Below are 13,997 nucleotides of genomic sequence, written 5' to 3'. Positions count from 1 at the left end.
GCGTCCACAGTGTCACAACGCGGGCCGGAACCGTCGCCTCCCCGGGGACGGGCGAAGGTCAGCGTCCGTCGTACCCGGCGGTCGGCATCGACAGCCGCCGGTGCACCCGGGCCTTCATCTGCGCGTCGTACGACGGCTCGGCCCGCCCCACCGTCTCCACCCGCACCCCGCGCCGCGCGCACTCCGCGGTGAACTCCTCGACGTCCGACAGCGCGCTCTCCAGCACGCGGCGGCTCGGCGCGACGAAGACGTCGCGTCCGGGCCGTACGCCGTCCCACAGGGCGCTGTGGTCGGGGCGCAGTCCGCGCACCAGCAGCTGACGGGCGACGACGTAACCCCGCTCCGCGGCCCACCGCGCGCACATCGCGTGCTGGCTGCGGGAGTCGACCAGAAAGGGGTCCGCGTCCAGTTCCTCCAGCGGCGTCAGACTGGCGATCGCCGTGACGCGCAACGCTCCCATGGCGCCCCCTCACCTCCGGGTTTCGCCGCCGACCCTACTCCTGCCCGTAGGCTTCGGGGAGTCGCGCGAAGGAGGCAAAGAGGTGCCGGTGGAGATCACCTGGTGGGGGCACGCGACGTGCACGGTCGCGGACTCGCACATACGTGTGCTCACCGATCCCCTGTTCGCCCGCAGGCTCGCCCATCTGCGCCGCCGCCGCGGCGCGCCGCCCCCGCCCGCCGCCTGGCGCGCCGATGTCGCCCTGGTCTCCCACCTGCACGCCGACCACCTGCACGTGCCGTCCCTGTCCCGCCTCGCGCCGGGCACGCGCCTGCTCGTGCCCCGGGGCGCACTCCGGGCGGTACCGGCGCTGCGCCGGCTCGCCCATCTGCGCCTGACCGAGATGGCCCCCGGCGACACCACCCGGGTGGCCGACCTGGTGGTGCGGGCCGTCCCCGCGCGGCACGACGGACGGCGGCTGCCGTTCGGCCCGCACCACTGCCCCGCCCTCGGCTACGTCGTCGAGGGGGAGGCCCGCACCTACTTCGCCGGGGACACCGGGCTGTTCGACACGATGGCGGCGGAGGTGGGACCGGTCGACGTGGCCCTGCTGCCCGTCGGCGGCTGGGGACCCCACCTCGGCCACGGGCACCTGGACCCGCGGCTGGCCGCCGAGGCGCTGGCCCGGCTGGCGCCGCGCAGCGCGGTGCCGGTGCACTTCGGGACGTACTGGCCGATCGGCCTGGACGCCGTGCGCCCGCACGAGTTCCACGCGCCCGGCGACGAGTTCGTGCGCCTCGCGGCCCGGCGGGCGCCGCAGGTGGCGGTGCATCTGCTGAGGCACGGGGAGAGCGTGCGCCTGGAGGTCGCCCGGTGAGCTGGCTGGCGGCCGTCACGACGCCCCTGCCGACGGAGTCCACGCAGCAGGCGATCGGCTATCCGTCGCTGTTCCTGCTGGTGCTCGTCGGGGCGCTGGTACCGGTCGTGCCGACGGGCGCGCTGGTGAGTTCGGCAGCGGTGGTCGCCTTCCACCAGACGGCGCCCTTCTCGCTGGCGCTGGTGTTCGTGACGGCGTCGCTGGCCGCGTTCCTCGGCGACGTCACGCTGTACTGGCTGGGGCGGCGCGGCCTGAAGTCGAAGAACGGCTCCCGCTGGCTGGAGGCGATCCGCGCGCGGGCGCCGGAGGACCGGCTGGCGCAGGCACAGGAGAAGCTCGCCGGGCACGGTGTCGCCGTGCTGGTGCTGTCGCGGCTGGTGCCGGCGGGCCGGCTGCCGGTGATGCTGGCCTGCCTGCTGGCGAAGTGGCCGATGCGGCGGTTCGCCCGGGGCAATCTGCCCGCCTGTCTGGCGTGGGCGGTGACGTACCAGCTGATCGGCATCCTCGGCGGGTCGCTGTTCCCCGAGCCGTGGGAGGGCGTGGTCGCGGCGGTGGCACTGACGCTGGTGGTCAGCGCGGTGCCGAGTGTGTGGCGGCGGGTACGCGGGTGGGCGGCCGGCTGAAAGGGGCCCGCGGGCCGTTGCGGGCTGGTCGCGCACGTCCCGCGCCCCTCACGGGGCGTCGCTCTCGAGGATTTTGGAGGATCCCACCGGCAGGTCCCACAGGTCCTCCCGGTCCAGCCCCGCCTCCTCCCATGCCGTGCGCACACGCGTGAGCGGTTCCAGGACCGGCTCGGCGGAGAGCACGAACGTCGCCCAGTGCATCGGCGCCATCCGCCGCGCGCCGAGGTCCCGTACGGCCCGTACCGCCTCCTCCGGGTCGCAGTGCACGTCGCTGAGCCACCAGCGCGGGTCGTACGCGCCGATCGGCATCAGCGCCAGGTCGATGCCGGGGTAGCGGCGGCCGATGCGCGTGAACCAGTGGCCGTACCCCGTGTCGCCCGCGAAGTAGACCCGCCTGCCCTCGCGGCCGGTGAGCACCCAACCGCCCCACAGGGTGCGGCAGGTGTCGGTCAGGGTGCGTTTGGACCAGTGATGGGCGGGGACGAAGTCGAAGCGGACGCCGTCCAGTTCGGCAGCCTCCCACCAGTCCAGCTCGGTGACGCGCGTGAACCGGCGGCGCCGGAACCAGCGCCCGAGGCCGGCCGGGACGAACACCGGCGTGTCGCGCGGGAGTCTGCGCAACGTGGGGGCGTCCAGGTGGTCGTAGTGGTTGTGGCTGATGACCACCGCGTCGACGCGCGGCAGTTCGCTCCACGCGACCCCGACCGGTGTGATGCGGGCCGGGGTGCCGAGGATCCGACGGGACCAGACCGGGTCGGTGAGCACGGTGAGCCCGCCGATGCGCACCACCCAACTGGCGTGTCCCGCCCAGGTGACGGCGACCGTGCGGGCGTCGACGCGGGGCAGCGGACCCGGTTCGAAGGGGAGCCGGGGGATGTCGGCGAGGCCCTCCCGGCCGGGCCGTACGGCTCCCTCGCGGGCGAACCGGGCGAGGGCCTTGATGCCCGGCAGGGGGGCGGTCAGCCGGTCGTGGAAGGCACGTGGCCACACCCGCCGTTCGCCCAGCGGGCGGGGCTCGGCGAGCGGCGGGAACGGGGGCGCGAGCGGCGGCGCGGCCGATGCCGCCGACGACCTGGCCGCCGGGTCGTCGGCCTCCTCGGCGGGGGTGGTCGTGGTCGACTCGGACTGCTGCGTCATCGAGGAGGCTCCCGTCGCTGAGCGTCGTCTCGGAGATCGTCAAGTACCGACTTCAGATGGATCAACGCCCTCTTCACGTGCGGCAGTTCCAACGGCGCGGGTGAACCGAGACATTCCGCGCGCTCGGCGTCCGTGCGGCCCAGCAGGGGGCTGGTGGACAGGCGCACGCGCAGTGCGCCCAGGTCGTCGCCGAAGCGGTGCCCGCCCGGTGCCGGCATGCGGAGCCGGGCGGCGAGGAAGTCCTCCAGTTCCTGCGCGTCCCCCACGTCGTGCGCGGCGAGCCCGGAGCGCAGCGGGCCGAGGTCGACGTACAGGTGCCGGCCGGCCTGCGGTGGCGGGGCGAGGGCGCCCGCCGCGACCACGGCGTGGTGCGCGGCCCCCGCCACCCGCGCGTGCAGGAGCACGGCGGCGGCCACATGGGCGCCGAGCGGCTCGGGCTCGCCGAGCGCGTAGGTGGCCGCGGCGGCGACGGGGCCGGCGACGCGCGCGTCGAGCGCGGTCAGCACGTCCAGCACGCGCGCGTGCAGCCCGTCCCCGGTCGCGCCGACGGGGAAGCGGGCGACCGCGGCGGGCCAGCCGGGCGGCAGCAGAGCACCGGCCAGGTCGGTGACGACGGTGACCCGGTCGTGCAGCATCTCGGCCGGGCTCAGCAGCACCGTGTCGTGCGGGGCGTGCAGCGTGTCGCGCCAGGTCTCGTCGCTGACCAGGTGCAGCCCTTCGTCGGTGGCGGCCTCGACGGTCTCGTGCAGCAGCTCGGGCGGCGCCACCGTGGCCGTCGGGTCGTCGGCGAGGGACAGCACCAGCAGCCGCGGGTCCCCGCCCTCGGCGCGCACCCGGCGCACCGTCTCCAGCAGGGCGTACGGATCCGGTACTCCCCCGCACTCGGCGGGCGTCGCCACATGGAACACCGGCCGGCCCAGCAGGCGTGCGTACGGCGCCCACCAGGCGGCACAGGGCCGCGGCACCAGCACGTCGCCGCCGAGCGCGGCGGTCAGCGCCAGCAGCAGCGCGGGCGCCCCGGGAGCGGCCACGACATGCTCGGGGCCGGTGGCGAGCCCCCGCCGCTCCCAGTACCCGCACGCCGCGTCCAGCAGCGCGGCGCCCCCGCCCACGGGCTCGCTCCCGGCACGGCCCGCCGCGGCGGCGAGCACGGCGGACAGCTCCGGGAGCACGGGCAGGCCGTCGTCGGGGAGGGGCGGCCCGTAGCGGACGGGGCCGTGCCCTTCCGGTTCCGTCCGCCGCATGCGTACCTCCGCGCAGTTGCCTGGTGCCGTGCCGGTGCCGTGTCGTGTCGTGTCGCCCTCGGGCCGAGTGAACTCGTCGGTCGGTGCGTCGTCCGTACGGTGCCGGTCGTGCTCTCGCGCTCTGCGTACCCAGGCGGGCCCCGCCTCAGGCGTCCCCTCGCGTGTCCCTGCGCCACAGCCGGTGTGCGGCGGCACCGAGCGCCCCCGCGATCAGCAGCCCGCCGGCGACCAGCGCGGGCACGGAATCGTTGAACGCGCCGCCCCGCCCCGCCTGGACGCCGCGCTGCAGCGTGGGACTGCCGCAGGACTCCGGCGGCCCGGAGCAGGCCGGCCAGTCGCCGCCCTCCTCGCGGGTGGCGGTGAACGAGGCCCTCCAGGGCTTGCCCTGCCCGCCGGGCTCCGCCGGGCAGGTGCCGTCGACGGTCCACGGCGATTTCCCGCCCGCGTCCCACCCCGACTCCCCGCCCGCGGGGTCCCCGGCAGCCTCGGGCCCGCGCACGGGGTCCCCGGCAGCCTCGGACCCGCCCGCGTCCCACCCCGACTCCCCGCCCGCGGGGTCCCCGGCAGCCTCGGGCCCACCCGCGGGGTCCCCGGCGGACTCGGAGCCGCCCGCGGTCAGGGTGCGGGCACTGCCCCGGTACACGGGCCCGGCCGCGGCGTCGTCGCCGGGCACACGGCGCAACGACACCGAGCCCCCGGCGAACGCCTCGGAGGCCGCGTCGATCACCTCGGGCGGCGCCCCGCCGACGGGATCGCAGACGACGGCCACGGTGACGGTGTCGCCCGGCCGGGCGGCGGCCGGGGAGACCTCCGCGGCCGGTTCCGCGGAGGCGAGGGGTACGGCCCCACCCAGGGCGACCGCCGCCATGGCGGCGACTGGCAGGACACGGGCGCTGCGACGCATGGAAGCTCCTCGGACCGGCGAGGGGGCACGAGGCCGCACCCCCACAGCCATCACAGCCCGCCGCCACTGCCGCTGCCCGCGCCCGGACCCATTCGCGGGAACGAGACACCCGACCAGGTGAACCCCCACCGGGGCGGCGCGGGGAACCGCGTGCCCCGCCACGCACGCCCCGACCCGGCGGCGCACCACAGCAGCACACCCCTCCTGCCGTCCGGGACCCCCGCCCTCCGGTGCCGCTAGGCGGCGCCGCGCATGACCTCCTCGCGCACCCGGTCGCACGACCGGCTGATCAGCCGGGACACGTGCATCTGGGAGATCCCCAGCTGCTCGGCGATCCGACTCTGCGTCATGTCGCGGAAGAATCGCATGTACAGGATCGCCCGCTCCCGCTCGGGCAACGCGGCCAGCCGGGGCTTGACGGCCTCCCGGTCCACCACCGTCTCCAGCGCGGGATCGGCGGCCCCGAGCGCGTCGCCGAGCGAGTAGCCGTCCTCGCCGCCCGGCAGCTCGGCGTCCAGCGACAACGCGCTGAAACTCTCCAGCGCCTCCATCCCGGCGCGAACGTCCGCCTCGCTCATGTCGGCGTGCTCGGCGATCTCGGCCACACTCGGCTGCCGCCCGGAGGGGCCCTGGAGGCCCGACGACAGCTCCTGCACGGCGATCCGCACCCGGTTGCGCAGCTCCTGCACCCGCCGGGGCACGTGCAGGGTCCACATGTGGTCACGGAAGTGCCGCTTGATCTCACCGGTGACCGTGGGCACGGCATAGCTCTCGAACGCGTGTCCACGCGCGGGGTCGTACCGGTCGACGGCCTTCACCAGCCCGAGGGCGGCGACCTGGCGCAGGTCCTCATGGCTCTCGCCGCGGCTGCGGAACCGTCCGGCCAGCCGGTCCGCCATGGGCAGCCAGGCCTCGACGATCTCGTCGCGCAGCGCGTCGCGCTCGGGCCCGTCGGGCAGTGCGGCGAGCCGGCGGAAGGCGTCGGCGGTGTCGGGGGCGTCGTCGTGGCGGTGGTGCTTCGCGCTCGCTGGGGCGGTTCGCATGATGCGTCGCAACTCCCTGGGAAGTGCCGTGCGTTGGACGGTCACCGTGGAAGTGCGCGCAGCGTCCGGACGTGCGCGCGCGGGGCCGCGACGGCCGCTCCCACGGACGTGCCTCCGGTCCGAAGCACTCAGTCGCGCCTGCCCCCGGCCCCCGGGGGCAAACGCCGGGGCGGTGTTTTCCGGGTGCCCGGGGGGTGACTCGTAGGGGGTGCGCCCCTGTCCTCACGTCCTGGAGGTCACTCCATGAGCACCAAGGTTGCCGACCACGTCCTGCAGCGGCTGCGCGAGTGGGGTGTGCAGCAGGTCTTCGGTTACCCCGGCGACGGCATCAACGGCCTGCTGGCCGCCTGGGGCCGCGCCGAGGACCGCCCGGCCTTCGTCCAGTCCCGGCACGAGGAGATGTCGGCGTTCCAGGCGGTGGGTTACGCCAAGTTCAGCGGCCGTCTCGGGGTGTGCGCGGCCACGTCGGGACCGGGGGCGATCCACCTGCTCAACGGCCTGTACGACGCCAAGCTCGACCACGTGCCGGTGTTGGCGATCGTCGGTCAGACGCACCGTACGGCGATGGGCGGCTCGTACCAGCAGGAGGTCGACCTGCACACGCTGTTCAAGGACGTCGCCTCGGACTTCCTGGAGACGGTGACGGTGCCCGAGCAGCTGCCGAACGTGCTGGACCGGGCGATCCGCACCGCCTACGCGCGCCGCGCCCCCACGGCGGTCATCATCCCCGGGGACGTGCAGGAGCTCGACTACTCGCCGCCGACGCACGAGTTCAAGATGGTGCCCTCCAGCCTGGACCGCAGCGCGTGGACGGCGATCCCCTCCGAGGAGTCGCTGCACCGGGCGGCGGAGGTCCTCAACGCCGGTGACAAGGTGGCGATCCTGGTCGGTCAGGGCGCCTCGGGGGCCCGCGCGGAGGTGGAGCGGATCGCCGAGCTGCTCGGCGCGGGAGTCGCCAAGGCCCTCCTCGGCAAGGACGCGCTGAGCGACGAACTGCCCTACGTCACCGGCTCGATCGGCCTGCTGGGCACCCGCCCGTCGTACGAGCTGATGCGTGACTGCGACACGCTGCTGACCATCGGCTCCTCCTTCCCGTACTCGCAGTTCCTGCCGGAGTACGGCAAGGCGCGCGGGGTGCAGATCGACATCGACCCGCACATGGTCGGGATGCGCTATCCGTACGAGGTGAATCTCGTCGGCGACGCGAGGGAGACGCTCCAGCGGCTGATCCCGCTGCTGGACGCCGACCGCGGGCGCGAGTGGTACGAGACGGTGTGCGACAACGTGCGGCACTGGCGTGAGGTGATGGAGCGCCGGGCGGAGCTGTCGGCGGACCCGATCAACCCCGAGTACGTGGCCCGGGCGCTGGACCCGCTGCTGCCCGAGAACGCGATCGTCACGTCCGACTCGGGTTCTACGGCCAACTGGTACGCCCGCCATCTGACGATGCGCGGCGGCATGCGTTCCTCGTTGTCCGGGACGCTGGCGACGATGGGCTGCGGGGTGCCGTACGCGATCGGCGCGAAGTTCGCCCACCCGGACCGGCCCGCGATCGCGCTGGTCGGCGACGGGGCGATGCAGATGAACGGGCTGACAGAGCTGATCACGGCGGCGAAGTACCGGGATCGCTGGCAGGACCCGCGCCTGGTGGTCGCGGTGTGGAACAACCACGACCTGAACCAGGTCACCTGGGAGCTGCGCGCCATGGGCGGCGCGCCGTCCTTCCTGCCCTCGCAGGAGCTGCCGGACGTGCAGTACGCCGCCTTCGCCCGCTCGCTCGGCCTGACCGGGGTCCGGGTGGAGAAGCCGGAGGACGTCGAGGCGGGCTGGCGGGCCGGGCTGGAGGCCGACGGCCCGGCGGTGATCGAGTTCCTGACCGACCCGGCGGTGCCGCCGGTCCCGCCGCACGCGACGTGGGAGCAGATGGAGGCGACGGCCGCGTCGATCCTCAAGGGCGACCCCGACCGGGGCGCCATGGTCAGGCAGGGTTTCAAGGCGAAGGTGCAGGAGTTCCTGCCGGGGCGGCAGAGGAAGTAGAGGCTGGAGAAAGAGGCCGAAACGCGGCCGCGCGCACCCTGTGTCGCCGCCCGCCCTCCGGGTACGCGGTGCGCGACCCCGACGATCTGGAGCACGACATGCAGCGAGGCAGTGACCGGCTGAGCGTCCACCGGGACGAGGAGATGAAGCACGAACTGCAGGGGCTGCTCAGGTCGGGCCACCCCACCCGTACGGAGGAGTGGCACGACCCCGAGCCCACCGCGGAGGACGACCCGCGCATCGCGGGCGGCCCGGCCATGCCGGGCTCGCTGGCGGAGGCCCGGCTGGAGCTGGGCCGGATCCTGGGCCGCAGCGCGTTCCCCGCGGGCCCGGGCGAGCTGATGAGCGCCCTGCGTCGGCGCCACGCGCCCGACGCCCTGATCGAGCCGCTGCGGCAGCTGCCCCGCTCGGCCCGCTACGGCAATGTGCAGCAGCTGGCCGAGGCCCTGACCAGCGGTGAGCGGCGGAGGGAGACCTGATGACGGCCGACTATGTGCGAGAGGTGATGACGCCTGGGGTGGTGGCCGTCCGTCCGGACGCCTCGCTGGTGGAGGCCGCGCAGCTGATGCGCGCGCAGGACATCGGCGACGTCGTGGTGGCCGACGGGGAACGCGTGGTCGGGGTGCTGACCGACCGGGACATCACCGTGCGGGCGGTGGCCGAGGGCGTCGACCCGCTCGCGGCGAGCGCCGCGTCGGTGTGCACACCGGACCCGGTGGTGGTCGGGCCCCACGACCCGGTGTCGACGGCGGTGGCGCTGATGCGCGAGAGGGCCGTGCGCCGGCTCCCGGTCGTGGAGGACGGCCTGCCCGTCGGGATGGTCAGCCTCGGGGACCTCGCGGTGGCCCAGGACCCGGACAGCGCGCTCGCCGACATCAGCAGGGCCGCGCCGGACACCGCCGAACGTCCCGCCCCCGACATCCGGGGACCGGTGTGAGGCGGGACCACGCGCAAGGAAAGAGCACATGGAAGGACGCTGAGACACCATGCGTATCGCGTTTCTGACCGCGCCCGAGGGGGTCGAGCAGGTCGAGCTGACCGACCCGTGGAAGGCCGCCTCCGACGCCGGGCACGAACCCGTGCTCGTGTCGACGAGGAGCGGTGAGATCCAGGCCTTCCACCACCTGGACAAGGCGGACACGTTCCCCGTCGACGAGGTGGTCGGCGAGGCCTCCGCCGACTCCTTCGGCGGTCTGGTGCTGCCGGGCGGGGTCGCGAACCCCGACTTCCTGCGGATGGACCCGAAGGCCGTGGCCTTCGTGCGGCAATTCTTCGAGCGGGGCCGCCCGGTGGCCGCGATCTGCCACGCGCCGTGGACGCTGGTCGAGGCCGACGTCGTACGGGACCGGGTGCTGACCTCCTGGCCGAGCCTGCGGACCGACATCCGCAACGCCGGCGGCACCTGGGTGGACGAGCAGGTCAAGGTGTGCGACCACGGCGCCAACAAGCTCGTCACCAGCCGCAAGCCGGACGACCTCGAGGCGTTCTGCGAGACGTTCCTGGAGGTGTTCTCGAAGGAGACCGGCTGACAGGACGCAGGGCACCGGGCCGGGCCGGGTTCCGCGACGCGGGCCCGGCCCGGCCTCGGTCATGCGCGGGGGCCGCGGTCCGGGCTCGGGTCCTGGGCCGCCGCGCCGCCCGGGCCCCACTTCCCCACCGGGGTCTGCTCGTCGCGGGGCCCCTCGGTGGCGCGTTCCCGTGCGCCGTCGCGGGTACGGCCCGGGGTGACGAAGCGGCGCGGGTTGCGACGCAGGTACTCGCCCTCCAGCTGGGCCATGCGTTCGTTGTGCGCGCGCAGCGCGTCGTTCGAGCCGTACAGCAGGGTGTCGTGGCGGGTGCGGTGGATGGTCTCCAGCTCTTTCATCAGCTGCTGGTCATCCAGGCGGCCCGGGTCGACTCCGGTCATCGTGGTGCCCCGCTCGTCGTGTTCTCTCATGCGGTACGGGTACCCGCCCGGGAAGCACTACCCCGAGCGGCATCCGGGAGGGAGCCATGGATCTCGCGTTCCTGCATCCACTCTACGAACATCCGGGCCCCTGGGCCTCTGTGTACGTGGACCTGTCACAGCACGGGGAGGACACGCCCCACGAGCGGCATCTGACGGCGGAGGCGATGTCCCGGGAGCTCGCGGGGCAGGGCGCCGACGAGGGGACCTGCCGCGCCGTGCGGGACGCCATCGAGGAGCTGAAGCACTCGCCGGAACCGCACGGCCGGGCGCTGTTCGCCCGTGCGGGTGAGGTGGTCCTCGATCCGCCGCTGGCCCGCGCCCCGCGGCGCAGCCGGGCCGCGTGGGCACCGCTGCCCCGGGCCACCCCGCTGCTGGACCTGACCGGCGAGGACGCGGTGGCCGTGGTGGCGTACATCGACCGCAGGGGCGCGGACTTCGAGCTGCGCAGCGCGCTGACCCGGGAGAAGGCGGGTACGGTCACCGGGCGCCAGTGGCCCGTGCACCGCACGAGCAGCGCCGACTGGTCGGAGCGGCACTTCCAGCTGCGGGTGGAGAACACCTGGGACCACAACGCGGCGGAGATCGCCGACGCACTCGCCGTGTGCCAGGAGGAGACCCGCGCCGACCTGCTGATCCTCGTCGGTGACGACCGGGAGCGGCGCGCCGTGCACGAGCGACTGCCCAAGCGGCTGCTCGACCGCGTGGTCGAGTCCGCGCACGGCGCGGGCAGCCGGCTGCTCGACGGGGACGTGGAGGAGGCCCGTGCCACCCATGTGCGCCGGCACGCCGAGGCGGAGCTGGAGCGGTTCCTGGCCGCCCGCGCCCCGGACGACGAGGGCCGCACCGGGACGGTGGAGGGCGTGCCCGCGCTGGTCGAGGCGGCGCGGGAGCACCGCATCGACGAGCTCGTGGTCCGCCCGGACGGCGGCGACACGCACCGCGAGGTGTGGATCGGCGAGGACGCCGACCAGCTGGCGGTCCGCCGTACGGATCTGAAGATCCTCGGCGAGCAGACCTCCTGGTCCGCCCGCGCGGACGACGCCCTGATCCGCTCGGCGGTGGCGACCGACGCCCCGGCGATCTCGCTGGCCCCCGTGGAGGCGGCGCGGGAGCGGGACGTGCCGGTGGGCGGGCTGGGCGCGCTGCTGCGCTGGACGTGACGGCTCCGGTCCGCCGGGCAGGCGGGTTGCGGTGGGCCCGCTCGCGACGGGCGGGCTCCAGTGCCCCAACAGGCGACGTTCGCCCTGTCACGACGCCCGGGACGCCCTCTCGCCGCACCGGCCGAAAGCCCAGGTACGTCCAGTACGAGGACTTCCGGCCGGCGCACCGAGAGTACGCACCGGACGCCGCTCCTCGACGGGCAGACGTTGCCTGCCGGGGCTCTAGCGGGCCCGCTCCACCCGCCGCTCGTCCCACACCGGCTCCGGTGTCTCGCGCACCCGGCCGTCGCTGCCGAAGACCAGGAAGCGGTCGAAGGAGCGGGCGAACCAGCGGTCGTGCGTGACCGCCAGGACCGTGCCGTCGAACGCCTCCAAACCCTCCTGGAGCGCCTCGGCGGACTCCAGGTCGAGGTTGTCGGTCGGCTCGTCCAGGAGCAGGGCGGTGGCGCCCCGCAGTTCCAGCAGCAGGATCTGGAAGCGGGCCTGCTGCCCGCCGGAAAGCCGGTCGAAGGTCTGTTCGGCCTGCCCGGTCAGCTCGTAGCGCCGCAGCCGGGACATGGCGGCGCCGCGGTCCTGGGCGTACTCGCGCCACAGGACGTCCAGCAGGGTGCGGCCCATGAGCTCGGGACGGGCGTGCGTCTGGGCGAAGTGTCCGGGCACGACCCGCGCCCCGAGCTTCCACTGCCCCGTGTGCGCCACGTCGTCGCCGGCGAGCAGTCGCAGGAAGTGCGACTTGCCGGAGCCGTTGGAGCCGAGCACGGCGACCCGCTCCCCGTAGTAGACCTCCAGGTCGAACGGTTTCATCAGGCCGGTGAGTTCGAGTCGCGCGCAGGTGAGGGCCCGCACGCCGGTGCGGCCGCCCTTGAGCCGCATGGTGATGTCCTGCTCGCGCGGCGGCTCCGGCGGCGGGCCCGCCTCCTCGAACTTGCGCAGCCGGGTCTGGGCCGCCGCGTACCGGGACGCCATCTCGTGGCTGACGGCGGCGGCCTGACGCAGGTTCAGCACCAGCTTCTTCAGCTGTGCGTGCTTCTCGTCCCAGCGTCTGCGCAGCTCCTCGAAGCGGGCGAAGCGTTCACGCCGGGCCTCGTGGTAGGTGGCGAAGCCGCCCCCGTGCACCCAGGCGTCGGCGCCGGCCGGGCCGGGTTCCACGGAGATGATCCTCTCGGCGGTGCGGGCGAGGAGCTCGCGGTCGTGGGAGACGAAGAGCACCGTCTTGCGGGTCTCGGCGAGGCGTTCCTCCAGCCAGCGCTTGCCGGGGACGTCGAGGTAGTTGTCCGGCTCGTCGAGCAGCAGCACCTCGTCGGTGCCGCGCAGCAGCGCCTCCAGCACGAGCCGCTTCTGCTCGCCGCCGGACAGCGTCCGCACCCGCCGCCACTGCGCCTTCTCGTACGGCATCCCGAGCGCGGCCGTGGTGCACATGTCCCACAGCGTCTCCGCCTCGTAGCCGCGCGCCTCGGCCCAGTCGGCGAGCGCCTGCGCGTAGGCCAGCTGGGCGGCCTCGTCGTCGACCGTCATCAGGGCGTGCTCGGCGGCGTCCACGGCCCGCGCGGCCTCGCGGATGCGGGGCGGCGCCACGGACACCAGAAGGTCGCGCACGCTCGTGTCGTCCCGTACGGAGCCGACGAACTGCCGCATCACGCCGAGCCCGCCGCTGACGGTGATGGAGCCGCCGTGCGGTTTCAGCTCGCCGGACAGCAGCCGGAGCAGCGTGGTCTTCCCGGCGCCGTTGGGCCCGACGAGGGCGGCGACGGCGCCCTCGCCCACCCGGAAGGACACATCGCCGAGCAGGGCCCTCCCGTCGGGGAGGTGGTACTCGATGTGCGCGGCTTCCAGATGTCCCATGGGGTCGCATTGTGCGGGCGGTCGGCGAGCGGGGGCAAACGGTTATGCCGGATGCCCGCCGTCGTCGACGGGCTCCCCGGTGGGGTCGTCCTCGCCCACGGGGCCGACCGTGGCGCCCGCCCAGGTCAGGGCCTTCCAGCCGTCGGACGGGGAACCCTCGAGGACGACGACACCGGTGTTGTGGAGCGGGTGGGCGGCGGCGAAGGCCACGTCGACGTCGTCCGCGCGGGCGGCCGTCCACATCCGGATCGCGGCGCCGTGGCCGACCATGGCGACGGTGCCGGCGCCGTCGGCGGCGGCCTCCGCGACCAAGGCGTCGTACCGCCCGAGGGCCTCGGCGCCGCTCTCCCCGCCCGGCATCCGCAGGCCGGTGTCCCCGGCCGCCCAGGCGAACACGGTCCGCATGTACTCCTCGCCGCGCTCCGAGTCGCCCGGCAGCGTCTCCAGGTCGCCCGCCGACACCTCCCGGATGCCGTCCCGCACGGTCACCTCCAGGCCACGGGCCGCGGCGCGCGGCGCGGCGGTGAGCCGGGCGCGCTCGAGCGTGGAGGCGTGGACGGCCTCGACGTCCTCGTCGGCGAGCGCGGCCGGCAGGGCGGCGGCCTGGCGTTCGCCCAGCTCGGTCAGGCCGGGTCCGGGGTCCGCGGTGTCGAGCAGGTGGGCGACGTTCGACGGGGTCCGGCCGTGGCGGACGAGCAGCAGGCGCATCGGGGGCCTCCGCGTGCCGGTCGGCGCCGACCGGA

15 protein-coding genes are annotated in these 13,997 nt (G+C 74.7%); 7 read left to right on the top strand and 8 right to left on the bottom strand.

Translation table 11 applies throughout. The annotated features are described in order from the left end of the window. Positions 1–58: 58 nt before the first annotated feature. Entirely contained in the window at positions 59–460 is a 402-nt protein-coding gene (locus IPT68_RS30605; RefSeq protein WP_189698211.1) for a hypothetical protein, read from the bottom strand. 82 nt (positions 461–542) lie between these two features. Between IPT68_RS30605 and IPT68_RS30600 the strand changes: the two genes are divergently transcribed. Together IPT68_RS30600 and IPT68_RS30595 are read left to right on the top strand one after the other, a co-directional pair. Next, positions 543–1,316 carry an MBL fold metallo-hydrolase gene (locus tag IPT68_RS30600; protein ID WP_189698212.1) on the top strand — a complete coding sequence of 258 codons (774 nt, stop codon included), beginning with the start codon at positions 543–545 and terminating at the stop codon, positions 1,314–1,316. After that, positions 1,313–1,939 (top strand): DedA family protein, encoded by a 627-nt coding sequence (locus IPT68_RS30595; RefSeq protein WP_189698213.1) that lies wholly within the window; start codon positions 1,313–1,315, stop codon positions 1,937–1,939. The genes IPT68_RS30600 and IPT68_RS30595 overlap by 4 nt, the downstream gene beginning before the upstream one ends. A gap of 48 nt (positions 1,940–1,987) precedes the next feature. Here IPT68_RS30595 and IPT68_RS30590 read toward each other — a convergent pair whose 3' ends face one another. From IPT68_RS30590 to IPT68_RS30575, 4 genes are all read right to left on the bottom strand, one after another. After that, positions 1,988–3,076 (bottom strand): MBL fold metallo-hydrolase, encoded by a 1,089-nt coding sequence (locus IPT68_RS30590; protein ID WP_189698214.1) that lies wholly within the window; start codon positions 3,074–3,076, stop codon positions 1,988–1,990. After that, a complete protein-coding gene (locus IPT68_RS30585; protein WP_189698215.1) occupies positions 3,073–4,320 on the bottom strand; it encodes an aminotransferase class I/II-fold pyridoxal phosphate-dependent enzyme in 1,248 nt (415 codons plus the stop codon). Before IPT68_RS30585 ends, IPT68_RS30590 begins: the two co-directional genes overlap by 4 nt. 145 nt (positions 4,321–4,465) lie before the next feature. Next, a complete protein-coding gene (locus IPT68_RS30580) occupies positions 4,466–5,224 on the bottom strand; it encodes a hypothetical protein (protein WP_189698216.1) in 759 nt (252 codons plus the stop codon). A gap of 236 nt (positions 5,225–5,460) precedes the next feature. Next, the gene (locus tag IPT68_RS30575) at positions 5,461–6,267 is read right to left on the bottom strand and encodes an RNA polymerase sigma factor SigF (protein ID WP_189698217.1); all 807 of its coding nucleotides are present in this window, start codon (positions 6,265–6,267) and stop codon (positions 5,461–5,463) included. Positions 6,268–6,510: 243 nt separating this feature from the next. On the opposite strand from IPT68_RS30575, the gene IPT68_RS30570 reads away from it, so the two are divergent. From IPT68_RS30570 to IPT68_RS30555, 4 genes are all read left to right on the top strand, one after another. Next, positions 6,511–8,304, top strand: a complete 1,794-nt coding sequence (locus tag IPT68_RS30570; RefSeq protein WP_189698218.1) for a thiamine pyrophosphate-requiring protein — start codon at positions 6,511–6,513, stop codon at positions 8,302–8,304. Between the two features lie 98 nt (positions 8,305–8,402). Beyond that, positions 8,403–8,783, top strand: a complete 381-nt coding sequence (locus IPT68_RS30565) for a DUF2795 domain-containing protein (RefSeq protein ID WP_189698219.1) — start codon at positions 8,403–8,405, stop codon at positions 8,781–8,783. Then, complete coding sequence (locus IPT68_RS30560; RefSeq protein WP_189698220.1) at positions 8,783–9,241, top strand: CBS domain-containing protein; 459 nt, start codon at positions 8,783–8,785, stop codon at positions 9,239–9,241. Before IPT68_RS30565 ends, IPT68_RS30560 begins: the two co-directional genes overlap by 1 nt. Positions 9,242–9,290: 49 nt before the next feature. Then, the gene (locus IPT68_RS30555; RefSeq protein ID WP_189698221.1) at positions 9,291–9,833 is read left to right on the top strand and encodes a type 1 glutamine amidotransferase domain-containing protein; all 543 of its coding nucleotides are present in this window, start codon (positions 9,291–9,293) and stop codon (positions 9,831–9,833) included. A 59-nt stretch (positions 9,834–9,892) separates the two neighbouring features. Here the strand turns inward: IPT68_RS30555 and IPT68_RS30550 are convergent, their stop codons facing one another. Continuing rightward, the gene (locus IPT68_RS30550; RefSeq protein WP_373300565.1) at positions 9,893–10,240 is read right to left on the bottom strand and encodes a DUF6158 family protein; all 348 of its coding nucleotides are present in this window, start codon (positions 10,238–10,240) and stop codon (positions 9,893–9,895) included. 56 nt (positions 10,241–10,296) lie between these two features. On the opposite strand from IPT68_RS30550, the gene IPT68_RS30545 reads away from it, so the two are divergent. Next, positions 10,297–11,412 (top strand): baeRF2 domain-containing protein, encoded by a 1,116-nt coding sequence (locus tag IPT68_RS30545; RefSeq protein ID WP_189698222.1) that lies wholly within the window; start codon positions 10,297–10,299, stop codon positions 11,410–11,412. A gap of 222 nt (positions 11,413–11,634) precedes the next feature. Here IPT68_RS30545 and IPT68_RS30540 read toward each other — a convergent pair whose 3' ends face one another. Then, the gene (locus IPT68_RS30540) at positions 11,635–13,254 is read right to left on the bottom strand and encodes an ABC-F family ATP-binding cassette domain-containing protein (protein ID WP_189698223.1); all 1,620 of its coding nucleotides are present in this window, start codon (positions 13,252–13,254) and stop codon (positions 11,635–11,637) included. 42 nt (positions 13,255–13,296) lie between these two features. Further along, the gene (locus IPT68_RS30535) at positions 13,297–13,962 is read right to left on the bottom strand and encodes a histidine phosphatase family protein (protein ID WP_189698224.1); all 666 of its coding nucleotides are present in this window, start codon (positions 13,960–13,962) and stop codon (positions 13,297–13,299) included. Positions 13,963–13,997: the final 35 nt, after the last annotated feature.

The sequence above is a fragment of the Streptomyces chromofuscus genome, assembly GCF_015160875.1.
GTDB classification, from domain to species: Bacteria; Actinomycetota; Actinomycetes; order Streptomycetales; family Streptomycetaceae; genus Streptomyces; species Streptomyces chromofuscus.
The sequence above is the reverse complement of the archived record's forward strand: the minus strand, read 5'-3'. Positions and strand labels throughout refer to the sequence as shown.

Bases quoted from the DNA above. Each gene is read 5' to 3' on its own strand.
- IPT68_RS30605 (WP_189698211.1), bottom strand. From the start codon at position 460: ATGGGAGCGTTGCGCGTCACGGCGATCGCCAGTCTGACGCCGCTGGAG.
- IPT68_RS30590 (WP_189698214.1), bottom strand. From the start codon at position 3,076: ATGACGCAGCAGTCCGAGTCGACCACGACCACCCCCGCCGAGGAGGCC.
- IPT68_RS30585 (WP_189698215.1), bottom strand. From the start codon at position 4,320: ATGCGGCGGACGGAACCGGAAGGGCACGGCCCCGTCCGCTACGGGCCG.
- IPT68_RS30580 (WP_189698216.1), bottom strand. From the start codon at position 5,224: ATGCGTCGCAGCGCCCGTGTCCTGCCAGTCGCCGCCATGGCGGCGGTC.
- IPT68_RS30575 (WP_189698217.1), bottom strand. From the start codon at position 6,267: ATGCGAACCGCCCCAGCGAGCGCGAAGCACCACCGCCACGACGACGCC.
- IPT68_RS30570 (WP_189698218.1), top strand. From the start codon at position 6,511: ATGAGCACCAAGGTTGCCGACCACGTCCTGCAGCGGCTGCGCGAGTGG.
- IPT68_RS30565 (WP_189698219.1), top strand. From the start codon at position 8,403: ATGCAGCGAGGCAGTGACCGGCTGAGCGTCCACCGGGACGAGGAGATG.
- IPT68_RS30560 (WP_189698220.1), top strand. From the start codon at position 8,783: ATGACGGCCGACTATGTGCGAGAGGTGATGACGCCTGGGGTGGTGGCC.
- IPT68_RS30555 (WP_189698221.1), top strand. From the start codon at position 9,291: ATGCGTATCGCGTTTCTGACCGCGCCCGAGGGGGTCGAGCAGGTCGAG.
- IPT68_RS30550 (WP_373300565.1), bottom strand. From the start codon at position 10,240: ATGAGAGAACACGACGAGCGGGGCACCACGATGACCGGAGTCGACCCG.
- IPT68_RS30545 (WP_189698222.1), top strand. From the start codon at position 10,297: ATGGATCTCGCGTTCCTGCATCCACTCTACGAACATCCGGGCCCCTGG.
- IPT68_RS30540 (WP_189698223.1), bottom strand. From the start codon at position 13,254: ATGGGACATCTGGAAGCCGCGCACATCGAGTACCACCTCCCCGACGGG.
- IPT68_RS30535 (WP_189698224.1), bottom strand. From the start codon at position 13,962: ATGCGCCTGCTGCTCGTCCGCCACGGCCGGACCCCGTCGAACGTCGCC.